Source organism: Candidatus Litorirhabdus singularis (assembly GCF_026262625.1).
Taxonomy (GTDB): Bacteria; Pseudomonadota; Gammaproteobacteria; order Pseudomonadales; family Halieaceae; genus Litorirhabdus; species Litorirhabdus singularis.
Map to the genome: position 1 here is coordinate 58,509 of NZ_SHNN01000007.1, position 24,027 is coordinate 82,535.

General features: G+C 50.0%; 24 protein-coding genes and 1 tRNA gene. 10 read left to right on the forward strand and 15 right to left on the reverse strand.

Annotated features, from left to right (window positions below; genetic code table 11):
• Positions 1-3: 3 nt before the first annotated feature.
• Together EYC98_RS21185 and EYC98_RS21190 are read right to left on the reverse strand one after the other, a co-directional pair.
• The gene (locus EYC98_RS21185; protein ID WP_279247409.1) at positions 4-1,839 is read right to left on the reverse strand and encodes an ABC transporter ATP-binding protein; all 1,836 of its coding nucleotides are present in this window, start codon (positions 1,837-1,839) and stop codon (positions 4-6) included.
• Positions 1,836-3,611 carry an ABC transporter ATP-binding protein gene (locus EYC98_RS21190; RefSeq protein ID WP_279247410.1) on the reverse strand — a complete coding sequence of 592 codons (1,776 nt, stop codon included), beginning with the start codon at positions 3,609-3,611 and terminating at the stop codon, positions 1,836-1,838. The genes EYC98_RS21185 and EYC98_RS21190 overlap by 4 nt, the downstream gene beginning before the upstream one ends.
• 201 nt (positions 3,612-3,812) lie before the next feature.
• Here EYC98_RS21190 and EYC98_RS21195 point away from each other — a divergent pair, with 201 nt between their 5' ends.
• The 4 genes from EYC98_RS21195 to EYC98_RS21210 all read left to right on the forward strand — a co-directional run bounded on the left by EYC98_RS21195 (position 3,813) and on the right by EYC98_RS21210 (position 6,699).
• On the forward strand, positions 3,813-5,000 hold the full coding sequence (locus EYC98_RS21195; protein ID WP_279247411.1) for an alpha/beta hydrolase family protein: 1,188 nt from the start codon (positions 3,813-3,815) through the stop codon (positions 4,998-5,000).
• Between the two features lie 72 nt (positions 5,001-5,072).
• Positions 5,073-5,996 (forward strand): LLM class flavin-dependent oxidoreductase, encoded by a 924-nt coding sequence (locus EYC98_RS21200; protein ID WP_279247412.1) that lies wholly within the window; start codon positions 5,073-5,075, stop codon positions 5,994-5,996.
• Positions 5,997-6,131: 135 nt separating this feature from the next.
• Positions 6,132-6,208 (forward strand) — tRNA-Ile (locus EYC98_RS21205).
• A gap of 119 nt (positions 6,209-6,327) precedes the next feature.
• Entirely contained in the window at positions 6,328-6,699 is a 372-nt protein-coding gene (locus EYC98_RS21210; protein ID WP_279247413.1) for a glutaredoxin family protein, read from the forward strand.
• Between the two features lie 156 nt (positions 6,700-6,855).
• Here the strand turns inward: EYC98_RS21210 and EYC98_RS21215 are convergent, their stop codons facing one another.
• From EYC98_RS21215 to EYC98_RS21675, 3 genes are all read right to left on the reverse strand, one after another.
• A complete protein-coding gene (locus EYC98_RS21215; RefSeq protein WP_279247414.1) occupies positions 6,856-8,046 on the reverse strand; it encodes a hypothetical protein in 1,191 nt (396 codons plus the stop codon).
• Positions 8,047-8,141: 95 nt separating this feature from the next.
• Positions 8,142-8,942, reverse strand: a complete 801-nt coding sequence (locus EYC98_RS21220) for an HNH endonuclease (RefSeq protein ID WP_279247415.1) — start codon at positions 8,940-8,942, stop codon at positions 8,142-8,144.
• Positions 8,943-9,118: 176 nt separating this feature from the next.
• Positions 9,119-9,481, reverse strand: coding sequence for a helix-turn-helix transcriptional regulator (locus EYC98_RS21675; protein ID WP_320415572.1), 363 nt, complete (start codon positions 9,479-9,481; stop codon positions 9,119-9,121).
• On the opposite strand from EYC98_RS21675, the gene EYC98_RS21230 reads away from it, so the two are divergent.
• On the forward strand, positions 9,457-9,804 hold the full coding sequence (locus tag EYC98_RS21230; RefSeq protein WP_279247455.1) for a hypothetical protein: 348 nt from the start codon (positions 9,457-9,459) through the stop codon (positions 9,802-9,804). The genes EYC98_RS21675 and EYC98_RS21230 overlap by 25 nt on opposite strands.
• A 56-nt stretch (positions 9,805-9,860) precedes the next feature.
• Here the strand turns inward: EYC98_RS21230 and EYC98_RS21235 are convergent, their stop codons facing one another.
• The 4 genes from EYC98_RS21235 to EYC98_RS21250 all read right to left on the reverse strand — a co-directional run bounded on the left by EYC98_RS21235 (position 9,861) and on the right by EYC98_RS21250 (position 12,961).
• Entirely contained in the window at positions 9,861-11,069 is a 1,209-nt protein-coding gene (locus tag EYC98_RS21235) for a hypothetical protein (RefSeq protein ID WP_279247416.1), read from the reverse strand.
• Positions 11,070-11,166: 97 nt separating this feature from the next.
• On the reverse strand, positions 11,167-11,793 hold the full coding sequence (locus EYC98_RS21240) for a hypothetical protein (RefSeq protein ID WP_279247417.1): 627 nt from the start codon (positions 11,791-11,793) through the stop codon (positions 11,167-11,169).
• 12 nt (positions 11,794-11,805) lie between these two features.
• On the reverse strand, positions 11,806-12,264 hold the full coding sequence (locus EYC98_RS21245; RefSeq protein ID WP_279247418.1) for a VPLPA-CTERM sorting domain-containing protein: 459 nt from the start codon (positions 12,262-12,264) through the stop codon (positions 11,806-11,808).
• A 61-nt stretch (positions 12,265-12,325) separates the two neighbouring features.
• Positions 12,326-12,961 carry a VPLPA-CTERM sorting domain-containing protein gene (locus EYC98_RS21250; RefSeq protein ID WP_279247419.1) on the reverse strand — a complete coding sequence of 212 codons (636 nt, stop codon included), beginning with the start codon at positions 12,959-12,961 and terminating at the stop codon, positions 12,326-12,328.
• Positions 12,962-13,130: 169 nt separating this feature from the next.
• On the opposite strand from EYC98_RS21250, the gene EYC98_RS21835 reads away from it, so the two are divergent.
• The 5 genes from EYC98_RS21835 (at position 13,131) to EYC98_RS21270 (ending at position 19,203) form a co-directional block, all read left to right on the forward strand.
• A complete protein-coding gene (locus EYC98_RS21835) occupies positions 13,131-13,256 on the forward strand; it encodes a carbon storage regulator (RefSeq protein ID WP_420887208.1) in 126 nt (41 codons plus the stop codon).
• Positions 13,257-14,132: 876 nt separating this feature from the next.
• Positions 14,133-15,062: a hypothetical protein gene (locus EYC98_RS21255; RefSeq protein WP_279247420.1), complete on the forward strand. Its 930-nt coding sequence runs from the start codon at positions 14,133-14,135 to the stop codon at positions 15,060-15,062.
• A gap of 704 nt (positions 15,063-15,766) precedes the next feature.
• A complete protein-coding gene (locus tag EYC98_RS21260) occupies positions 15,767-17,542 on the forward strand; it encodes a coiled-coil domain-containing protein (protein WP_279247421.1) in 1,776 nt (591 codons plus the stop codon).
• Position 17,543: 1 nt separating this feature from the next.
• The gene (locus EYC98_RS21265) at positions 17,544-18,116 is read left to right on the forward strand and encodes a hypothetical protein (RefSeq protein ID WP_279247422.1); all 573 of its coding nucleotides are present in this window, start codon (positions 17,544-17,546) and stop codon (positions 18,114-18,116) included.
• A 241-nt stretch (positions 18,117-18,357) separates the two neighbouring features.
• Entirely contained in the window at positions 18,358-19,203 is an 846-nt protein-coding gene (locus EYC98_RS21270) for a DNA/RNA non-specific endonuclease (protein ID WP_279247423.1), read from the forward strand.
• A gap of 146 nt (positions 19,204-19,349) precedes the next feature.
• Here the strand turns inward: EYC98_RS21270 and EYC98_RS21275 are convergent, their stop codons facing one another.
• From EYC98_RS21275 to EYC98_RS21300, 6 genes are all read right to left on the reverse strand, one after another.
• Positions 19,350-19,994: a DUF6988 family protein gene (locus tag EYC98_RS21275; protein WP_279247424.1), complete on the reverse strand. Its 645-nt coding sequence runs from the start codon at positions 19,992-19,994 to the stop codon at positions 19,350-19,352.
• Between the two features lie 129 nt (positions 19,995-20,123).
• Positions 20,124-21,503, reverse strand: coding sequence for a hypothetical protein (locus tag EYC98_RS21280; protein ID WP_279247425.1), 1,380 nt, complete (start codon positions 21,501-21,503; stop codon positions 20,124-20,126).
• Positions 21,504-21,555: 52 nt separating this feature from the next.
• Complete coding sequence (locus tag EYC98_RS21285; RefSeq protein WP_279247426.1) at positions 21,556-21,699, reverse strand: hypothetical protein; 144 nt, start codon at positions 21,697-21,699, stop codon at positions 21,556-21,558.
• A 42-nt stretch (positions 21,700-21,741) separates the two neighbouring features.
• Positions 21,742-22,419, reverse strand: a complete 678-nt coding sequence (locus EYC98_RS21290; RefSeq protein ID WP_279247427.1) for a thermonuclease family protein — start codon at positions 22,417-22,419, stop codon at positions 21,742-21,744.
• A gap of 28 nt (positions 22,420-22,447) precedes the next feature.
• A complete protein-coding gene (locus EYC98_RS21295) occupies positions 22,448-22,912 on the reverse strand; it encodes a GIY-YIG nuclease family protein (protein WP_279247428.1) in 465 nt (154 codons plus the stop codon).
• Positions 22,913-22,995: 83 nt separating this feature from the next.
• Positions 22,996-23,943: a DUF3293 domain-containing protein gene (locus EYC98_RS21300; RefSeq protein WP_279247429.1), complete on the reverse strand. Its 948-nt coding sequence runs from the start codon at positions 23,941-23,943 to the stop codon at positions 22,996-22,998.
• Positions 23,944-24,027 lie beyond the last annotated feature (84 nt).

The following is a 24,027-nucleotide window of genomic DNA, read 5'->3' on the forward strand; positions in this document are numbered from 1 at the left end:
GGACTAGTGCTCAGGTTCCTGATCCAGATGCCGTACCAGATTGGCATAGAAACCCGCTTCTGCCATTAGTGCCGCATGCGTGCCTCGCTCGATAATAACCCCCTGGTCCAGCACCAGAATCTGGTCTGAGTGAGCGATTGTACTGAGACGGTGCGCAATGGCGATAACCGTCTTGTCTTCGAACACATGGTCAATGGCTTTTTGGATAAGCTCTTCGGTGACCGAATCAACCGAGCTGGTCGCCTCGTCCAGCATCACCACTTCACTGCCGCCAGCAATGGCGCGCGCGAAAGCAATCAACTGCGCCTGCCCAGCGGACAGGTTGTCACCATTACCCTGTAACACAAACTGATACTGACCCGGCAGGCGCTCAATGAACGCATCTGCATACACGTAACGCGCTGCCGACTGCACAAAGTCAGCCTCATTGGTTTCACGCTGCAAACCAATATTGAACTCTATGCTTTCATTGAACAGAAATACTTCCTGCTGCATCAGCGAGAAAAATTTGGCAACTTCTGGCTTGGGAATACGATTTAGCTCTACGCCATTAAGCTTGATGGAGCCCTCGTAATTGACGTAAGTACGGGTCAGTAAACGCATAATGGTGGACTTGCCCGAGCCAGTGCTACCTACCAGCGCAATCTTGTCGCCCTTATTCAGACTAAAGCTAACCCCACGCAACACATAGGGCCCAGCCTGCGTATAACGAAAGCTCACCTGCTCAAACACTACGCTGTCAAACCGCAGCAGCTGCGCTTGCTCGGCAGGGCTCAGGCGTGCAATCAAGACATCGTCTTCTGACTCTGTGTCTTGTTGGTAAATGTCTTCAATATGATCAAAGGCGGCAAACGCGCGCTGAATAGCCGCCATTTGCGAGGTGAAGTCACGGATGGGAACAAATATTTTGTCCAGTGTACTGATGAAACCCACCAACACACCCACCGTAAGACTGGCTGCCAGTATCTCCTTAGAGCCGTACCAAATGATGAGCCCCATACTGACCGTGGTGATGCCCTCAATCAGTGAATAGAGCGACGAGTCATACAGGTTAGAGCGCGACTGGGCGTGATAAAAATCTTTGGTGTAGGTGGCATAGCGTTGCTGCACATCCGCCTCGGCATTGTACAGCTGCACTGTCTTGATACCGGACAAACACTCCTGCAAATAGCCGGTTCCCTCTGACAGCACTACCCGCGCTTGCAAATAGGAATCGCGCAGCCTGCGGCGCAACACCTCGGTAATATAGTAAATTAGCGGGCCTATCAGCAGCAGTACCAGCGTCAGCTTCCAACTGATGAACATCAGAAACACCAGCAGAGCCAGAGTGACCAATACATCCCTGATCATGCTCAGTAATCCCTGAGCAAAGGATTCACTGATTGCCTCCAAATCACTGGTGAGACGCGTCAACGTCACCCCCATTGGCGTTCTGTCAAAATAGTGCCTTGGAAACTGCAGCACGCGGCGGAACATCTCGCCGCGAATATCACGAATGGCGTATTGGGCCGCCGACTGCAGTGAATAACTGAACACCGCGTCGGCAATATAGTTGCCCACCAGTACTGCCGCCAGCGCACCGCACATCAGCAATAACCCTTCACTGCGGCCGGGCACCAGTTGCTCATCGATCACCTGCATAATCAACCAGGGGAACATGATACTGAACGTCACCGACACTGGAATCAGGCACAGTCCCAGAATCACCTGACGCCGATAGGGCAGAAAGTGGCCCAAAAAACGCGTCAGGGCCGACCACTTGATACGTGCCTGAACCGGTGGTTCAGGCGCATGCCCCGTCACCGGTGCTGTCGATGAGCCTGTCGCTGGATTACTCATGCATCCACCCCATCGCCCTGTTGCTGCAACTGCCAGCTGTGGCGATACTCTGGGGAAATTTCCAGCAATTCTGCGTGTGTGCCCTGAGCCACAATTTTGCCATCGGCCATCACCAAAATCGTATCGACCTGCTCGAGCACGCTGGCGCGGTGAGACACAATCAGGGTGGCTGCGGCACGCGCATGATTAAAGATCTGGTCCAACAGAAAACGTTCGGTCTCGTTATCTACAGCCGAAAGCACATTGTCCAGTACCAGCAACTTGCAGGGGGTATACAGCCCTCGGGTGAGACTCAGGCGCTGCTTTTGACCACCGGACAACAAAATGCCCTTCTCTCCCACCAGCGTTTGCTCTTGCTCGGGAAACTGCTCGACCTCGGCCAACATATCTCCCTGATGCAATGCCTGCTCCAGCGACAACGCCTCAGCATGATCAGCCGCGCCAAAGCGGACGTTCTCACTAACGGTGTCGGAGAATAAAAACGGCTCTTGAGTGATCGTACGCACCGCGCTACGTAAATCCTGGCGCGACATAACAGTCACATCCTCACCGTCCAGAAAAACCTGACCGGGGCCAACAGCCAAATAACGATTGAGGCAATTCACCAGGGTACTTTTACCCGCCCCCACCTGACCGACCACACCCACGGTCTGGCCGGGTTTAATCTCAAAACTTATATCGGTAAGCGCGGGCGAGGCACTGCCAGGGTAGGTATAGCTCAAGTTCTCTACCCGCAGCTGGTGAGAAAACAACTGCTCACGCTGCGGCGCTTGCTTATGCTGTTGATCCTGCGGGTGCAGCGGCTGGTCCAGAATACGGCGCATGCTTTCAAGGCTGACAATACCGGTCTGCCAGGCGGAGAAAACCAACCCTAATGATATAAACGGCATGGCCAACAAGGCCGCATAGGACAGCAGCGCCGTCAGATCGCCCAGCGACAGATCCTGATTAATCAGGTAACTGCCGCCCACACCCAGTATCAGTACTTTCAACAATCGGTCGGTATAGGCGATAACCGGCAGCACAATCGTGCGGACTCGCGCCAGCTTCAGCGAACGATCAAGAATCTTGTCGTTCTCGCCGGCAAAAGCTGTTTCGGCCCAACCCTGAATATGATTGGATTTGATAACCTCAATGCCAGACAGAAACCCCACCGTAGAGGCCGACATTTCCTGCAGCTCCCCCATGCGCGCCCGCATCATCAGACGCATATACGCGATACCCTTGTGCGCAATCGCAAACGTGATCAGCACCGGAAATATGCAATACAGAGTCAGACTCGGTGATATCTGGAACATCTTCAGCGGCGTTAGCGACAACGCAAAAATAATATTGAAGACCTGCAACATAACGATACCCGCGAGCGCACGCACACCATTGATATCATTATTAACGATGGAAATCAGGGTGCCCGTTTCATGCTCGCGGTAGAAATCCGGCTGCATACTGGTAAGCCGTGCCAGCGCATCATCTTTAAACTCACGCTCGATGGCCCGACCTGGGTTGAAAAATAGAATGCGCGATACCGTGCGCGTGACCACCATCACTAAAGCCAATGCAATGACCATACCGATCGCCTGCATCAGCGCGTCCTGCTGATCTACCAGCGTATCATCGCCTAGCAAGTCGATGCTTTTACCCAGATAAAGCGGAATATTGACCGCTATCCAGTTGGTGGCAAAAATAAAAGCGATACCCAGCCCATACTCCCACTTGTGATGTAGGAGATAGCTGGAGAAGAATCGGAAATTGGATTCTCTGGCAGTGGTCAAAATGATTCCGTCGGGGTTACAGTCAATAGCGGGGTAGCGAGCACGCTATTATAGCGCGTGATGGCCAAAACCATCGCTTTTTCCTGAAACCAGCTCGGCCAACTTTGCAGACCACGGCCAACTATGTCACCACAGAAGATTGCTACTACAAATATCTCAAGGATACACTGGGACTCTTTAACATCAGGACAACCGTGATTCATGCGCTCACTCATCTACCGCCACACACCCAGCGAATCTTCAACTAACGTCAACTCGGTAACCCTGCTTATAGCCGCGGCGTTAACGCTATGCCTTGGCGCATGCTCAGATAACAACAACTCTGTGCCAGTGGCTGACCCGGCCGCCACCGGCATTTACGCCGTGGGCCACACCACAATGAGTTTTATTGATGAATTGCGCGGCAACAGAGTCTTACCCGCCGAAATCTGGTACCCCGCTGATGCCGCCGATACCGAAGGTGCCATGGCAACCATATACCCCTTGCAGGGTAATGCGGGTATCGAGTCACCTATGGCGTTTGAAGGTATACCCATCGATGCTTCAACCACACGCGGCCTACTCGTATTTTCACATGGCTTTGGCGGCACCAAGGACCAATCAACTCCGCTAATGGAGCATCTGGCCAGCCACGGCTTTGTTGTGGTCGCGCCCGAACACACCGGTAACACCAGCTCCGACAACAGCGATAGTGGCGCGGTAGCCGCTGCCAACAGAGTGCCCGACATCTCTTTTATCATCGACTCGATGCTTGAACTCAATGACCCCGATATGGGGATGTTCAGCGGCTCGATAAACCCCGAGCGGATTGGCGTACTGGGCCATTCAGGCGGGGGCTTTACCTCCATGGGCGTTGCAGCCGGCTATGAAGACACCCCCGCCGATCCACGCGTCAAAGCAATAATGCCCATCTCCGGTGTAATTCTGGACGCCTATAGCGCCGAAGATATGGCGGGTGTGGAGATACCGGTATTACTGTTGGGCGGCACCCTGGATACTTCTGTGCCGATTGAGAACAATGATTTTGCCTTCATGTCTCTGGTCAACTCACCGCAGGTCATACAGATCGACATCATTGGCGCGACCCATACCCACTTTGCCAATATCTGTGGCATCGGTAACTGGCTGATAGACAACGGCCTTACCATGGATATCTGGCCCATTATTGGCGCCGCCGCTTTGATCGGTCCCTACATGGAAACTTGCAGTGAAGACGCCTTTCCCATCGAGAAAGCGGTCCGTTTGCAGAACCTTTACGCAGCTGCATTCTTCCGCCTGCACTTATTTCAGGAACGCGGCTATGAAGCGTACCTGGACGAAAATGCGGCCGCAGCGGAGCCGGATGTTATCTATAACGCAAAAATTAAAATTGCCCTGAAACAACGGTAAAGGGCGCTCAAACCAGCGATGTATATTCTACGCTTCGATATGCGCGCACCCACGGATGATCGGGTAGCGATCATGCAGCGGTACAAAGCAGCCAATGCCATGGTCAAATGGGGTGAGAGCAACGGCTGTGTTACGGCTATGATCTCTGAGCATCACGCCGCATGGGATAACTACCTGCCCTCGCCATTACTGTTGGCCACCAGTTTCGCTGCCAATACTCAAGCGCTGCCAATCTCGATAGGTGTGGTGCTACTCAACTTCTATGATCCGATCAAACTGGCGGAAGACATGGCCGTCCTCGACATTCTGTCTGAGGGCCGCGTCAGCTACATCATTGGGCTGGGTTATCGGCAGGAAGAGTACGACATGTTTGGCGTCAACATGGCAGACCGGGGACAGATCATAGAGGAGAAAATTGCGCTGTTATTACAAGGCCTGAGCGGAGAATCATTTGAGCATGAGGGACGCAAAATCCAGATCACTCCCAAGCCTCAGTCACTACCGGGCATTACTATCGCCTATGGCGGACATACTAAGGTGGCGGCTAGACGCGCCGGCAAATTCGGCTTTGGCTTCTTTGCCAATGGCGGCACTCCAGAGCTACTCGACGTATTCAATGAGGCCTCTATCAATGCTGGGCATGAACCCGGTGCCGCCGCAGTCCCCGAGCCAGGATCAGCGCAATGCGTATTCGTAGCCGAAGACATGGATAAAGCCTGGGCCAACATCGGGCCGCACATGCTGCACGATATAAAGATGTATCGGGAGTGGGAAGGAGAAGACCGAACTGCGGTGACCAGTTTCGCCACTACGGTGGATCAGATCCGCGAGCAAAATGCCGCTTATCGTATCCTCAGCCCACAGCAGGCTCTGGATATGATTGAGCAATCCGGACCTTTAATGATGCACCCCCTCGTGGGCGGCTGCCCGCCCGAGCTGGGTTGGGAAACCTTGCAGCTAGTTGCGGACAAAGTCCTACCAGAACTCAGCGCGTAGGATGAAGATCAATCAGTTTTCTAGCGTCAGTCAGACGGATATCACAGACTCATAACGACAGCAGCCTATGGACACCGCCAGCAGTTACTTTATAATCGCGCCTTCTCGCACACACTCTGGCTGTGCAACGTACAAGGGCCCGTAGCTCAGCTGGTTAGAGCATCCGACTCATAATCGGCAGGTCGAAGGTTCAAGTCCTTCCGGGCCCACCATTTTTCATATAAATCATAGAGTTATAACTGCTTAGAGCATCCGACTATGCTGGCCACAGGGGTAACACCTGTGATCCCAGAGTCGGTTGGTCACTCATAGCGACTGACAGGACAGCACCATGCGCCTCATCCGCCTTATCCTCGGCCAACTGATTCTATTGCTGAACTGGGCATTTACACCCAGAAGCATCAAGCGTGATGCAGCCCTGCAAGCCACCATCGACAACCAAACTGCCAGCCTGACTCTGTACCAGTACCGCGCCTGCCCCTTCTGCGTGAAGGTGCGCCGGACTATGAAACGCCAACAACTGAATATCCAGACCCGTGATATCAAGCGCTGTGAAACTGCACGGGCAGAATTGCTAGCTGGTGGTGGGGACTTGAAGGTGCCGTGTTTGCGGATTGATGAGGGTGAGGCTGGGGTTCAGTGGTTGTATGAGTCTGGGGATATTGTGGGGTATCTGGAGGGGCGGTTTGCTGTTGGGGGGTAATGATTGGCATTCTCTCCATTCAGGATCTTCGCAAACTCAGTCTAATGGATGCCTGTTTCCCCCGTTAGTGATGAAGAGCCAGTTATTACGGTCTGGAGCGGCTGACTATGCCGGGGGATGGGTTACAACGCGTAACCAGTACTGAATAAATGCTAATCACCCTGGGTCCTCTTCATTGTCCCCCTCGTCAAGCAAGTAACCACGAACAAAATCACTTCCATATTCATTTTCATCATTTGGGGGCCTATTTCCTGATACATGAAGGAATTGTTCTCCCTCCAAAAAGCCCGACACATACATACTTACATTGTAAACAAATCCTTCCTGAATTTCGTGCACGACCTCTGAATCAGCTCGAGCTAGCTTATAGAGACACCGACCTATATAGATGGTCTTAGGGGCATCAAATCGCTCCCGCCTCGGCCAACGGCGCGCCTGCTCATGCTCTTTTTTCTTTCCAAGAATAGATATAGCACCGTCTAGACAGTAATTGCAGTTAGCTTCATTTGCCTCATTTGCTGGAAAGTGTCGATCATACTCAACGCGCCACTCGGAATCCTTTTCCGGTCGAAAGACCTGAGGTGTGAGTCTCATAATATTCTCTACGAGAGAGGTACTCACGCCCCACTCAAGAGAGTCACTACGCAAGGTGTTCAAGTCCACTTGTACATAGTCGCCTGGAGTCTTGACGTTCTTCTCGATCCAATCCTTGCTCCTGGTGTAGTAAGGCGCCTTCATACCACCTCGGGCAAGTGCAGCAAACAAGCCATCGCTACTGGATTCCGCATCTGCCCATCGATGTATTGCATACTCCTGTTCATACTCGACGTAGAAAGCTCTCCGAACATCTATAAGGCACCCAAGGTAGTCTCCCTGATCTTTCTTCTCTATCGCCATGTCTAAAAGTGTTTTTGCCTCACATTCCGGCAACAGCTCTGTTACCAAAATCTCGTCAATAGATTTACCCAGAACGTGCCTTAGCGCCGCTCCAACCAACATATTGGATGCAACAAAATAGTTCCTAACTGTGTCGGGTTGAGCCAACTGTCCATAGTGTTTGGTTATAACTCGTTGCTTGTTAAGCGCCTTTACCGTGCCTATCTTTGGCATCGGTGTGCCTGTATTTTTTAGCTCGCCAAGAAGCTCATCAAAGCTTTTCTTTTCCAGGTTTTTCGCCTCATCCACACCAATCTCGCCCAGGAGGCCTAAAACAATTAACTCAACTGCATCCTGCAGCAAAACTAAGCCCGCAGAGCAAGAATAGACATTGCCGGAATCAACAAGGGAGTGAGCCTCATCGAAGAGGGCCTTGGCCGTCAAAGTAGCGTGTAGAGTAGATGATTTCATAAACAGCCTTTTAGCTTAGTTTGGCCCGGATACGCTCCAGCAAGACACTGGCAGGTTTATCGTCAGGACTTTGTGGAACGAGAGGCCCAAACATTTCAACTATTGTATTGCGTAAAAATCTTTCTTAGTTCTTCTACTGTGTAAGGGTTTGGCTTTCCTTTATGTAGCATTGAATGGCAGTTCGGACAAACTGGCACCAAGTCCGCTACGGGATCCACCTCGTACCCATCTCCAACTGTCGAAAGTGGTACCACGTGATGAACATGAATGTAGTTTCGACCGATCTCACCATACCTCTTCCAGAAGCTGACCCCACAAACTTTACATTCGTGACCATGGTGCTCCAAGCACCTTTTCCTCGCCTCAGGGTTCCGCTCATATCGGTTTACAAAAATGCTAGTTCTTGCGCCTTCTGGTAGCCCCTTCGTATTACTTATTTCGTCGGCCAAGACGAACTGATTCACTCCAATTCTCTGGTCAAAAAGGGCCTTCAAAGACTCTGCTACTAGATCAGGAACTGTTTTCCCCGTTCCTTGAACTGTCCAGGCGTTGCAAGTAAAGGGTTCTAACGTCAATTCAGAGCTATCCACTATAAGCGCCTTACTTGGATCTCCAAGATAATCAAAATCCAAATCAACATAGAGTATTAGTTTACCCGCTTCATCCTCTTCAAAATTTTCACTTTCATACGGTGTGCTAGCGACGGTTCCCGCGCCGATTATGCCCCGATAACCCTCCCCCACTTTCATTAGGAAAAAACCATCACCAGGCTTGATCTTCCTAGTGTTGCCGCAGCTGAAACGTAGCTGTTCTCCCGACTTTGCTCGGGCCACATATTCCTTAAACTCCTCAACAGGCCATTTGCTCGGGTTCCACTTAAATACGTAGCTACTCATCGTTTACAATCCCCATTTTGCGAATAGCGCCAACCTGTGCAAGGCGAATTAGTAATTTCCCAATAGTATCAGAAGGTTAGCTATTGCCGCTTTCACCGACAGAAATTACTGTCGGACAGCATGAAAGATGTTATTTACCTACTTTTTCAACTGCTCACCACCCTGACCAAGCTGCTTCAGCCCCGTCGCCAGCCACCATAACCTAGCGGATCAGCCTCCCACGTTTCCACATCCACCCGCCGCCATGCCACAGACCTACCCCCCAGCTTCACAGACAACGGAAACGTACCGTCAGCCATCTTCGCGTAGATAGAGCTCCTGCACAGCCCTACCCGCTTTACGATCTCAGGCAGCCGCAGGAACGTCACCTCGACAGGGTAATCATCTTGTTTAGCTGGTTTCGGCGGTTTTGGCACTTGAGCTGGGGCGCTTGCTCGCTGATTGTTTATCCTTGCCACAACTTGATCAGCGACTTGGGCAGCAAACAGGTCTATTAGCTGCTGAGGGATGTTCAGTGTTATCTCGCTTTGAATCTGCACGGGGTTGGCTCCTGTTGTATGACTACAAACCCAGCATAGCCAAACCTCCTACAACTGCTATCCTCAAAACCATGACCATCAACCACCTAACAACACTCACCCTCGACTACCTGGAAGCCGAAGCAGGTGAAGTCCAGCGCCACCAGGAAGCCCTCGAGCAATACCTCCAGCACGCAGGGAACTCTGCTCAGCAGATCAAGTTCTGGATGGGGTTCTGCATCAACCTCGATGGTGATGAAGATGGTGACCTGAGGAGCGTGGTGGCTACTGATGTGGCGTTGGCGGTTATGCAGGGGGATGTGGTGGTGCTGGGTGGGTGTTAGCCGCAGGACTCTTGAGCGTCAAGCCGGCACGGTTTTACGCCGCCATCGACCTTGCTCTAATCAACTATAGCAGCCACAAAATATCCAGCGCTTTGCGCAGCGTAACTGAACTGAAAAATGTATGTACCGGTCTCTGGGAAAGTAAAATCTAAAGTCTCACCACAGACCAGACCAACTAAGTCCATATTGGCATCGTAAACGCGAATTTGAGTATCGTATCCGGGGTTCGCAGAACATCGCGCCTTTTGCTGACCTGAGAGCGGTGTATCTAGTATGGCCTGCAAGATAATTCTCTCGTTCGTACCCGCCTGATATTGAAAGTAATTGTAGAAAGTGTTCGCAGAAATAGGGTGCTCTACACCGGGCTCTAAATTTGCCGGTACGCTAGGAGTACCTATTTCGCCGGTGGGGTCAGATATTGCAGATGAACCCAAGATAGATGCAACATAAGCGTTACCTGGTGCGTTTGTTGGGTAGTCAAATTGAATTATGTAATCACCGGCTTCGGAGAACGAAAAGACCAGGTTTTCACCACAGATTCCGCCAATTCGACTGAGGGCATCATCGTATACATGAATTTGTGTATCATAGGTGCTTGCCGTGGTTCCGCTACCAGGCGATGCTCCACACCGAGCTTTTTCAGTATCATTCATAGGCTCATCGAGTTCTGCGTGAATTATGAGCTTTTCATTTTCCTTTGCACCATAACTGTAATAGTTATAGATTTTTTCCCTCAGTAATGGATTAGGTGTACCCAAACTCAAGACAAACGGCATACTCGGCGTACCATTTGCGCATTGGTCCTCGGCATCTAGAGGGCAACGATCATCTCCATCAAGAGTGCCATCATTATCGTCATCATCATCTAATTCGTTTCGAACCCCGTCAGCATCAGTATCGATACCAACGTTCTTGAATACGGGCATGATATGGCCATTGCCAAACCCTGCGACAATTGCATCACCTAGTGAGCCACCGTCGATGTTTATTGAGCAAACAGGATCGGTGGAATCACCACAATAGAAGCCTGAACCACGCTGCCACTTTTCAAACTCATAACCTGGTCTAGCAACGGCTGTAAATACCTCGCTAAAATTTGGGTCAGTAATCTCAAACTCACAATAATCTGGACCTGAGCAATTCATCGATCCAGAGCCCGACTGAACGGCGCCACCCGAAGAAACCAGAACGGATAATTTGCAGCCCGTCATTGCTGCTGCCAGAGAGATAATAATCAGGGGCTTAGTGATAAATCCATTCATCATTTACTTCCTTGTTGTTCCTGTTCGCACAATACGGAAAAGATAGAGTCCAGACCAATAAAAAGCCCTTGCTTGGCGGGCTAGCAGAACGCAGTCTGTATCAGGCTTTCTTGCGCTTCAGCGCACCTAACCCCATCAGAGCTGAGCCAAATAGCCATGCTGCGGCGGGGATCGGGACGGCGCCAATATCACCATCGGCGACCGCCCACGCGCTTGCATTGGTTCCAATCGTAGGCTGGAAGCCTACTTCTTGGTAATTACTTTGAAAGGTGTAGGTGTAGTACGGGTTGGGCTTTGCCTGAGCATACCAAGCGAAACTGGTTGCAGCTATCGACCTTTCCTGGCCAGTAGTCGCGTCAATGTAGATGTCAGGATAAGAGTTTGAAGCTACCCAGCCAAGAGTCTCATACATGAGATGATTCATCTCTCCACCCAAAACCTCGCCATCGATAGAGTAGAAGACGTTAGGTAATCTCCAGTTATTATGCCCCAAATAAACTAACTGCTGCGCCCACGCCAAAGCAGAAGCGTGCGTAAATCGCCGATCCGAGATACTAGTGCCGTCGTCAGAAGAACTGCCGGCACCAAAGTCTGCATCATGTAACCAGGTAACATTGAGAACATCGTCGTAAATAAGCCCATTGCCACGATCGTACAAAGCTGCGCTCGCGTGTGTCGATATAAGGAGCACCGCCAGAGATACCAAACTGCGCTTGAATTTTGTCACTACCATAACTCTCTACCCTACCTTTCGCTTCAGCACACCCAACCCAAGTAATGCCGACGCAAACAGCCATGCTGCGGCGGGGATCGGGACGACGTGGAATGCAGCTGATACCGTTTGACTATTAGGTATTACATTGCCTGATCTTGAAGCCCAGCCAAAAACAGTCTTTTCACCACCAACCGTTCCCCAGATGAGGCCCGAATTACCAGTAGGGATAAAGTACTCATCGCCGGCCGTTGATCCTACTCTTGAAGCGTGAACACCCTCCAGTAAGATATTGATCTGATCTCTAGCCTCTGCGGACAAACTTATCTCTCCGAAGAACGGATAAAGCCCATCATTCAGGCATGCTGTAAAGCACCCTTTTTCAAAAACGACATTATAAGTGTCGGAATTGAACTCAAAATTTGTTATTCCAACAACGTATAACCCATTGCTAACCACGGTGGCTGCACGTACTTCTATCGTCAAGAGAAGCAAAATCACCACTGCAATTATTCTGAAATATATCGATGAACTACCGCTTATACACTTACGATGCACTTGTAGCTACTTTCTTGCGCTTCAGTGCACCCAACCCAATCAGCGCAGAGCCGAAGAGCCATGCTGCGGCGGGGATGGGGACATTGGAAACATCCCCTGATTGAACCGCCCACATCCAAAGATTGGCTGCCTTAACGTCCCTCCACTGCTCGCCACTAGACATGAAATAGCTTAATCCATAGGAATTGTCACCCCAATCTGGGTCTAGACTTCCAGTCCAGTATCTGAAGGTCGTTTGAATATTAATGAATGGCCCAGTGTTTACCAAGGCGCCGTACGAATTACCGAGAGTTTGGTAGTAAAGCACCGAATGTTCACTCGCCGCGCACAGCTCCTCTACTGAGTAACATGCAGGGTCGGAAATAGGTAAACGCCAACCACCCACGCCCTCAACTCTCAAAGTTTCAACCCATACCATAGCGTTATACCAAGTGGCGCGCCCTCCTCCCCCTGAATCTGGCGGTGGCGTTCCATAGATATTTGCATTAGTTGTCCAAGTCAGATTGGTATCCGTATCGTAATAGGCCTGTCCATTTAGGCGAGACTGCAGCGCAGCATGCACAGAAGAAGCTGTCATTAATAAAACTAGCAGCGAAATGGGTAAAATTGACTTTGCTATTCTCATTTCTTATGCCTCAAGATTGAAAGTGCACGCACTCATATGCGCCTATTCATCATCTCAATGCAAGATTTATGCCCACTGATACATATCAATAACTTAGCCCGTTAAGGCTTGGTAGGAGACGGGGGTTTGTAAGATTTCCTGACAGAGACTTGGGTCCAGCCAGCACAGCATCGGTGTATTCAGTGACGTACTTCAGGACGGTGCAGGCAATCAGGTCAAGCTGGGCATTGATGCGCCTGAAGATGTGGCGATTGTCAGGGAAGAATTGCTGGAAGCGGTTGCGTTGACCGATTGAATCCACACCTAATACCGGATATCTTAACTGTCGTTCTCGGCCTCGCTGCTGACGCTCTCAGCCATGTTGCCATTGCGGTTCAAGGCGTAGCTTATGCGCTCTGAAAATAGGAATGCGAAAGGAGAAGGCAAAGCCATGAGGTCGATAAATACACTCGCTGTCGCTCTGCTAAGCTGTCTGCTTGCGGGTGCTTGTGCTGCACCACCCAAAGGCCCATCCATGGACCAAACAGCGGTTTATTGGGGCGAGGCTGAAGAGTACTGCACTAATCTATTTCCAAATCATAAAGAAGGGTCTGATGGTTGCTTAACTGGCAGATACAACTGGATAGTGAGTCAACAACACCCCGAATACGCTGAGAAACGAGAAAAAGAACGTATTGAACAAGCCAACGCCCCCGCGCCCGAACAAGTTGCCGCCCAGCGAAAGCAAAGCGCTACTGCTATCTATTCGGTATTAAATGAGGCCAGCTTTACGTCTTGTGTAAGGAGTGGCGGAACGCCTATGACTTCTCCCAGCGGTACCGTCATATGCCAGCAGCCAAAGCAGCAGACGTCTACTTGCAGGGATGTAGGCAATAACACTCTCCATTGCACTTCGGACTGACGCCCGTAACTTGACGCACCGACAGTCTGGGTACTACGCGCGACAATCACGGCAACACTTATCGTACAGATAGCCTGGGAACAACGCGGAGCAATACTGGATAGACGTGGCGGACAGATAGCCTGAGCACTACTCGAGATGATAGCGGCAACACTTGCCGCACTGGTAGTCTCGGAGTTATGCGCCGTAACTGATTTAGCGGACTTAGGCTGCACGTTGACTGACTAAACACACAGCCCGCCATGCTAAAAAGATGTAGGGATGTTTATTGTGGCCTTTTTACAAAAGGAAAAAACAATTAAGAAGTTTCTGTTTGGTTTTATTCTCACTGCCCTTCTATGTGCTGCGCCCTCATATGCGCAGCTCCCAGACGAGGCTCAGGCTATTATGATGATTGTCATGAAGGCAGATGGATATATTACGGAGGAAATGCACATAAATTTCTGGGCGTCCATTGCAGAAATTGCGAAAACTGATGAAGATGTGAATCAGTTTTCGACGCATCTCAGTAATAATCTGTTGTTAACGCAGGAGTATCAATTTGAGTTGTTCAAGAGTGCACGGCTCAGCGAGGAGCAAGGCGAAGTTGTAATGACTGAACGCTTCAAAGTTCTAGCGTTGGGGGTTGAGAAGATATCTCCGGGACAAAAGGTGCTAGCACAAGAATTTCTGGAGAGCGCGGCTTTCCAAAGGATGATTAATCGACGCGCTGATGGGCGTTCACTAATAGTTACGAAAGAAGTAATTGACTTAACAATGCCCAATATTGAAAGTAGTTTCAAGCGGCTAAATCGACTGTTAAGCAAAGACTGGGACTCCAGCAGTGAACTTGATTATAAAATTTCGGATGGTAAATTTTCAACTTCAGCGGGACTGATTCCTGCTGGCTGTTTTGGCCAACTCATGACCGAATTGAATGGCGATAATACTGTGGCAGCAATATTTTTGAATCGAGCATCATTGCGAGGGTGTATCGCTTCAAATTTACCTTATCCTGCCGGTGATCAAGATCAAATAACTTATGAAATTGTTGAGCGGGCTGGCAACGATATTTTCAAGATGCGCGTATGCCAAAGTTGGGTAGAGGGGAGCATGAGGTCTTCATGCGACAAGATACTCGTTGAGTTTACAGAAAGGGATTACTTGATGCCTGATGAATCTCGTAAGGTATTATCTCTAGAAAAAATTGGAGAGTGGTGACGCTTATTAGGCCTCCTACATCAATCGATATTAGTTCTTGTTGTGATAGTAAATGCAGCGCACTCCAGAGATTGTCGGGGCGGCTGAACACTTTGTGCGTGGCACAGCATCAACTCTTGCGCGTTGCGAGTAGATCAAGATATTGTAAACCGCTATTTTGTATAAACTCCGTGGTTTTGGTAGTGTTCAATCCTCGTTCTAAGAGAGCACGGACGCTATGAACAAGAAACTACTCACATGCCTACTGAGACCGACTCTAAGGCAGACCTCTGCTGACGATGGAGTCCACTTGCTTGAACAGTGCGGGGCCCGAGCGCGGCTGTTGATGACGAATCTAGCTGCGACCAAGTGAACGCCAGGATGTCCGCACCGAGATGCAGCCTGGTCCGAGCATGCTCACTCTCAGACCGCATCAACAGTCAACCTCAGCTACGTGCCTGTTGGAATTTTGAGCGGAAAGAAATCCATAGAATAAGTCCGTTGACGCCAGAAAGGAAACAGCGAGGTTTATGCGAGTCTAAAAATCTATGCTCACTAGCGCCTCTCAGAACAATGTCGCCAATGGACGTGCGATTGGCGCGCAAAACCATATTTCTATTTACCTCGTGCATGTAGGCTGTGAGCGTGAAACAAACAACTTTTTGTAACCAGGCTCAACAGACTTTCGAAGGGAAGCTGCAAAAAACTCTAGATGGAGAAAAATTTTGGATTCAGTGCAGCTAAACGAAACTGTTGGGAACGATGAAGTTAGCTTTCTGGCAGAGGTGAGTGAGGAGCGTAAGTTTATTGGCAAGCGACTTTACTATTTCGCCTGGATGATAGAGATTTGCGCCGTGGCAATCGGTCTAGGTATCGCCGTGATGCAATTCGGTACTTCATTTGATGAGATGCAGCATGCAAAAGCCGGTGAGCTAAGGTTTGCTGACTATACAAACATGTTTATCGCGGCCGTCCCGTTTGTAATGGTAGCCTTGGTTGAGATCACCAAGATTCCTTTCGTTGAAGCGTTCTACAAGACGACATCTAGGTTGTGGAAAAGCATATTTCTCATATCGCTTCTCTTCATTGCCTTTATTACGTTTGAATCAGCGGCGAATGGTTTCGAGAGAAACTTTAATGCGCTGAACTTTTCCATAGACAGCCTCCAGAAACAGCTTGTTACGGCCGATGAAACACTAATTGAAAAGCAGAAGCGACGCGAACGTGCCGCGACGCTAACCGCGGAGAAAATTGAGCGCGACTACGACGAACGCTACCGTTCGATGTCTGGCGAAAGACAGAGTCGGGCGAGCACAGCCGAGGACAGGAAACGGGAGATACGTGCCAGTGTTCAGACGGAATATTCTGAAGGGCTATTGTCTCAGATTGACAGCCTGCAGAGTGACTTGCAATCCGTTCGTGCAGAGCGCGCACAGGAGCTTGATTTACTTAGGCAAAGAGTAGCGTCCGAAAGTGACAGAGCTGAGAAAGACCGCTCAGCGGAAATCCGCCAGCTGGCGCAAGATTATGAACGAGAACAAATCAGGCTGGATGAAGTCAAAAGCGAATCCGCCAAGGAAATTGATAAGGCTTCTTTTTTCTCGAAGTCCGCCACAAAAAAATCGGCCGAGGAGAAGACTGCAACCCAAAGCCGCAAGGTAGAACTAGCTCGCGAGCGACTTGAGTCTGCGCGCAGCAATGTAAACTCTAGTTCAGGCAGCTCTCGCCAGGAGCAGCAAGAACTTACAGCGCGTTATGATGCTCAGATCTCCGATGTCCAGGCTGAGATTAGGACACTAAACAAGAGTTATACCGAGAGCATTGGAACCCGTGAAGGTGATATTCAAGGCCAGCTAAACGGTTACGACGAAGAACTAAAGCTTATTGACAACAAGTATGCCGAGCAGCTGAAAGAGAGCAAGGAGATCAGAGAGCGGGAGCTGGCTCAGCTCTCGGACAATGCAGCTGTGATATCCAACTTGAATTCCGATATCGATACCCTCAATGACCAAAGGCTTACTCTACGAGAGGATATCAATCAGCGAGTCGGGGATAACCAGATCTATCGAACAGCGCAAATGTTTTACGGTACAGAATCGGCAGCAGACTTGAAACGCGACCAGGTTATGAATATCGCAATGATTTGGTTTGGTAGCCTTGCGACCCTCGTAGCTTTGACAGGGATTATGCTCGCAGCAGCCTCCTTGGTCATAAGAGACCCTAGGCTTCCAAACTATGCTCCAAGGGGCCGTAGGTCGCTTGGACACGATATGCATAGACTTATCGATTCTGCCCGGCGATTGATGGTCCAGCGCCGAAGGGTTCAGCGCAAGCCGATCATTAAGGAAGTTGTGCGAAACGTAACGCAAGAAGTGCCAGTGGACCGCGTGGTTAAAACTGAAGTTCCTGTTGAGATCATCAAGCGGGAAATTGTACATGTACCATTCTATACCAATGATGAAAAACTCCTGAACATACAGAATTCATCGGGTAAGGTCTGACATGCAATCCCTCGATTCAGCGCGTTCAGATTTTTCCGCTGTGGATAGAGCGATCGAGGCGGAGCTCGCTAAACACACCCAAGTATCAGAGGTACTTCGCTCTCGCGTCCATATTAACAAAATGGTCGCGCTCGCAATATTCTGCTGTGCAGTTCTGATCATAATTTTGGCTTATAGGGTATATCAAGCCGACTTTTCATATACCAAAGTGGTCACAGAAAAAATCGAGCCGGTTTCCTACGACCCCGAGATTACTAAATCTCTAAGCACAATACAGAACTCACAGGTCGACGATGTTTATTCGGTCCCTGCACATGAAAAATACACTGTATTCCTGCAAGTTGGCACCCAGAGCGGTGAGTACGTTGTGACCGGTCGTACTTTCACCAAGCAGGACTTTGTAGAGCCGGAGAATCAATACTGCTATCTCCAGGTTCTCGAGCGGGAGGGAACACCATCAAACTCAACCGTAATGGTAGATCTAGCAAAAAAGGACAGAGCTGGCGTATTGACTACGCAAACCGATAATGCTCTTTTGCTAGATTATGCCAGAGATTACTGTAGGTTCCAGTGAGCCATTCAGTATGCCATCGAACAGTTGGTTGACTGCGAATTTTCGTTTTAATGAAATCCCAGCAGGTGCCTTCCGAGGTTGAATAGAGCCTGAACAGTTGCGTGTGTAATCAGAGGCTTCTGTGCTTGACCAGAAAATTCGAAATTTCACCCTGTGCATGCCGACCTGCTGAGAGTTATCACTACGGATATAACCCTGCTCGCACTAGATGGCAGCCTGATTATTGACCCAGGAGAAAGTCATGAGTAAAACGGACATGTTAGGAAAAGCGTATACACTCCGCGCGATATTTCTGGGCGCTCTGCTCTTACTATCAGCCAATTCGACTGCCCAGAACTACGAGCAGATCCATAACAAGCACATCATTTACGGGATGCCGACCGGCACATCTCCCTCCAGCGATCTAATCATTCGCGACACCTACGCGATGTCAGCTAACGAGACTACTAAGTTTGCTGACTGGGTTGCTTATCGGCTTACACCTGAAGAGGTCTGGGGCAGTCTCGACCTAACAAGAAAGTGGCGAGCCGATCCTTGGCTCGAAGAAGACGAAACCCTGGAGCCGAGCGGCCCAGATGACTACAAGGGGGCAAACTCAGAGCCACTGAAATATGATCGTGGCCACCTGGCTCCATTAGCTTCATTCAAAGGCACCGCAGAAGCGTCTTCGGTTAATTACTATTCCAACATCACACCTCAGGCAGCTGCGCTCAACCAGGGCCCCTGGAAGGACCTCGAGGAGGCTGTCAGGAGATTCGTGAAGCGAGGTAATACTGTCTGGGTCATCACCGGCCCTCTCTACGAAACGGCTATGGATGATCTACCTAACACCGATGAGCCTCACGCAGTTCCCTCTGGGTTCTGGAAGGTTATAGCGACCTGCTCGAAGGTTGAAACTAACTGCAAAGGCGCTGCACCCAGTGTCTTCGGGGTCATCATGGAGCAGACCACAACTAGAAACACGGACTGGGAGAGTAAGGTAGTCAGTTTAGCGAATTTGCGATCTCGCTCGGGCCTCAATCAACTGCCATCGGTAACAGCGACGAGTTCGCTTAATGCGGTCGATATCAACTGGTTTACTGATTGACTGTAGTGTCACCGATCGCCAAGGCAATAAGATCCCACATGCTATTGAGTAAATGACTATACGATCTTGGTAAGTTTAGTTGGAAAGCATGTAGTCCTCCCGAAGACCGCTTGGAGGACTGGTCAACGCTGAAAAAAAACTGTAGCTCAGACCATCAAACGCTTATCGATCGGCAAGCAGTCGATGTAATCACGCCAGCAAGCATTCAGCATAGCGAGAAGTGTTTTGTCACCTGCCAGAACGGCCGCCAATCGCGCCGCAAGATGGTTTAGGGCGTTCGAGTTTTTTACTAGATCGCTGACAATTTCAATGGAGTATCCATTGCGATGTCTGTTTATCGCATGAATACCACCATGAACAAATGAGCTAAGCGGCTTCCAGGAATACTCTTTGAACTCTAGAAGGTGGGCCACGACAGGCTGTGCATTCTTTGGCGCATCCGATTCTAGCTGCTTCATCATTTCGGATAATCCAGGGAGTCTATCCGCGCGTTTGATCGCGCTATTGGAAAGATCAGCTCCCAGCTTGCCAATTTGATTGTCAGTGGCTACATAAAATATCCAAAATGCTCGAACCACTAGATCGTACTGGAGTCTTACCAACGGTATTGCAGACGCAAAAAGTTCATCCGCTAGCAACAGCTTAAAACTCAGCGCATGCTGCATGGCAAGATCACAGGCCGACCTACTAAGCCTATATCTTTCTGACTCTTCAAAGAGAGCGTCAGTCGAGGTACGAATGAGTAGATCCTGAAACTCATCCGACCTGTCTAGTAATTCGCCAAGTTCCACTCTATTCGTCACTCACCATAAAAGCCATTTATTGCAGGCATAGCAACAACCAAGGGATTACCCGGAATTTAATCATTGTTCCGATCCAGAGGAGAGCTGCCGGCCTGTGTAAATTGAAACGAGTACCCATTAGGGAGTAATGCCTTTGATGCGATCTCTCAAAGCATTCCTTAGAATACCCTCTTCTATCTCACCGAGCTCAGGGTATAACTCGTGCCTCTCGTCCCATATACCCCTCAACTGTTTATCTGGTGCAGTTAAGAAGAGATTACTTATGGCCTTAATATACAGAGCGCTATCAACTTGCCGCTCGCTCGAGAAAAGCACGTAAATTCTTCTAGTCTCGATAGATAAGCTGATATCTTCTGCGAGAGCTCTTAATGTAGAAGAATCGGAATTTTTTGCAATCTCAATTGCTTTTACTATCAACGGTTGCTCTTTTTTCAGTCTCGCGCCTCGCTCCCTTTGTCTAGCCTGCTCTTCTAGCAAGTATTCATGCTCTAACAAGTATTCATGCTCTGATAAGTATTCTTGCTCATTCTCTGGTCGCGAATCGAGATTACTTGGAATCTCGTTTACATTTCCTAGAGCTTTACGAGCTGAATCTTCCCTTATCTTCTTTTCCTGCCACCATGCGTCGTTTCTGCGTCCATCGACACTAGTCGGGTCGGTCAAAGTCGGCCCGACAGCAAACCCTGGAGGAGGAGCCTGTTCTAAAGACTCCACGAATGGCTCTGTGCCAGGAGATAAGGGTGAAGCCTGATCAATTCTAGAAAACTCATCATAAAGACTGGCTCGCTGTTCACCCTCAAACAAGCTATAAGCCTCTCGGTCCTGCTCCTCCATTATTGCGGCTTTTTCCAAAGCAGTAAGTGTATTTTGCTTTTCGCCTATCTGCGCCGCTGCGTCCGCCAGATCCTGCTCAAGACAACCCATGTAGCCTTTAGCCACTTCGCGCACCTTATTGTGTGCGTCAAAGTAATGCCTGAATCTAAAGCATTCGCTTGGCTTGCCCTCGTTGCAATACCATCCGCCACCATCATCCTCATACTCCGGGGGATATGCGGTATAAACATTCACGTTAAACTCGCCCGTTGCTAGAGCAGACAACTGCACCATCCTACACTCGGGACCCTCGGGGAAAAATTTTCCGTAAGTCCTAATTGCGACACTCTCCATATCTTCCGGAATGGCAGCCGGAGGCCTTACGTAAGTGTCGGGGGTTAACATGTCGCGTTTGGAAGCGTTGTAACTTGCAACCAAATGCGGGGAGTGCGCTTTTCCTGATTCAATACAAGCTTTACACGCGCACATCCCCTTGCTCGCCCGAATCTGCGAGTGTGTAGCGGTGCCATTGTATCCAGCCTGCAAAGCAATCGCCTTTCGCTCCTCCTCTAAGTTCTTAGCCGCCTCTGCGTCTCGCTCTTTCTCCCGCTTGGGGACTCTTTCGGCCTCGAGTTTCTGCGCCAGGCTTGCCTTTCTTCGAAGATGGAGTTCGTACGAATTCATAGATTGTCCTTATTTACCCAGCCACAATGTCGTCCGCAAGATTAGGCCAGCATTATACTCGCCTAAAGCTGATCACATTTCCCCAGCCAAGCGCCTCCTCGGCCTTCTGCCTTGCCTCTGACTCAGTGTAGGCAGACACATGCACAGTATTGCCGTGCTGGTCTGTAGCTACGTAGGTTTTCATTTCAGTAGTCATTTCTAATGCTCCTTTCTGACTAGTGTTCAACTATTATCGCAATCATTTGCACAACGAATTACACGGTATCCCATCATTGTTCCCATCCAGGGAAGACCGACCACACTGAGTCAGATAAAACTTGGCCTCTTCGCAGGAATTCATTTCCTTACAGTACCGCTTTGATCCGCAGCCTGCTGGCAGATCACTATCACTGACCTTGGTATCACGACCACCTCTACGGAAGTCCCAGGGTGCTACTGGATTCGCATCGACCCACAACCCCCGCTTACGTTTCCTAGCCTCGTCCTCCGCTGACTCATAGCGCCCCCGGTCTTCTGCTGATTGGTCCTTGGCATAGTATCGATACCACCACGCCATACCGGAAAAGACCTGAGCGTAGTTAGCATCCAGAGTCTTACCGCAGCTAGGGCAGTCTGACGGCTGTACCCAGACCTTACCCAGGACACGCCCATAGCGATCTGTCTTGTCTGATTCCACTCGCACCTGCTTACCAGCGAGCAGGGAGTTCAGGTTTTTACGGGAGGCATTACCAAACGCCTGATTCTTCTCGGGAGCATCAATGCCAGTGAGTCGTATCTTGTGTTGATTGTTGTTAGCGTCCAGGACTTTGATGGTGTCGCCATCAGTGACTGCTACTACGCGGCCTGTGATGTCCGCGAGCGCCTGGTTAGCGGCAATAACTAGCGCAACCAGTGAGATAGCTCGGATGATGCTCATGACATAGACTGAAAAGGCTGGAGCTTTCTCAAGCCTGATCCTTTGGCCCCCTAGTGCCATCATGCTTTTTAACCCATCTGAATTGGTTACGCCCTTGAACAGTGTGAGTTGCCCTGCGCAGCCTCTGAAGTGGCTTATAAGATCGCTGTATGTTCAGGCTATTCGCTTTGCTATCCCACCGGTACAAGTGCCGGAACAAACCCTCTAACTCGCCGATCTCTTGTAGGCTGATATTGTCCCAGACTTCAAACACAGAGAAGTGCGTCCATTCGCCCCATTTTTTCCAGGAGTTCGCGTGATTTTTGAGCCTTCCCCTGACGTTATTCTGCGCCATACCAACATAGACGAAATCAAAGTTGTCATCATTACCGCGGCGCTTTCTGTGATTGTATAGCACGTAGAAACCACGAACTTCTGCATCGATAGTTGGCCAATCACCCCTCGGCAGGTATTCCAGTACGCTCTTGATAAGGCGCATTTCACTCTGAGGCATGCTCAGGGTCCTTGCGTTGCAGAAAAATCATCATAACGAAGAATAGAATACCTAATGCCGCATGTCATAGAGCGCGGTAGAGCTCATGGGTTGCAGAAAAGCATTTCCACATAACCCTCGGTTCTACCAAAGAGCACCGCATTCTGCTCAAAGTCCACTCCGAGGGCCCTTGCTTCCCCACTGCTTAGACCCAGCACCAAAAAGCTCGGCTCTTCCCAGGCTTCATCAGGGCTGCGACCTACTGCTGGATAATGCTGTAGCCGCCGATTCAAAAGCGCTTGCTTGAGCCTCTGGTGACGCCTCTTGTTTTCCCACGGAGCCAACTCCTTAGAATACGGGTTGTAGGCCGAAACAATAGCCCATGAAGTAGCACTCTTGGCTTCAACAAAGCGGGTAAGTTCATCCGGCACCGTTTTACCAGCATGTACGGTGCAGAGTGCATCCTCCAGATCCACAACAAAGTCGGTCTCAAAGTATGCTGCAACCAGCTTTCGCGGTAGGCGAGCACGATCGCTAGCCCGGAACACCAAATATTCTGCATAAGTATGTACGCCTGCATCGGAGCCAAACGATCTCCCGAAAGGTAGATACGGATTCGTTGTCTCCCTGTAAACCCAATCGACGATAGGCTCAACAACTTCTCGCGTGTGATGATCCCGAAGATACATGCAAAAGAATTGGACCGGTGAGTTCGAATGAAGACGTGGGTACCACAAGTCGCGTTCAGCAAGCGTGAGGCCGCGTATCAAGTCACAGAGTTCCGCCGTCTCCAGAGTTTGAAGTAAGTCTCCCCCTCTATCTCTCAGTGAAAACAATGAGTTGCAATTCCGATAGGGCTTAAGAACCTGCAACCGCCCCCTCCATTCCAAGCCACCTACAATCGCAGCGTGGCCAACTTCAATCAGCCGCGCGGTGATCTCAGAAAACTCTAGCTCGGACTTCGGCTCGGACTTAGGCTCGGACTTAGGCTCGGACTTAGGCTCCGAATCGTTTTCATCAGATGTATCCCGGAAAAGATCGAGGTTCACCATCTACTTCGCCCCCTTTGTCACTACTTCTACGAAAGCCAGTTCATCATTCAAAGCTGCGTAAAGCTCCTTCGGTAGCTTTCGATG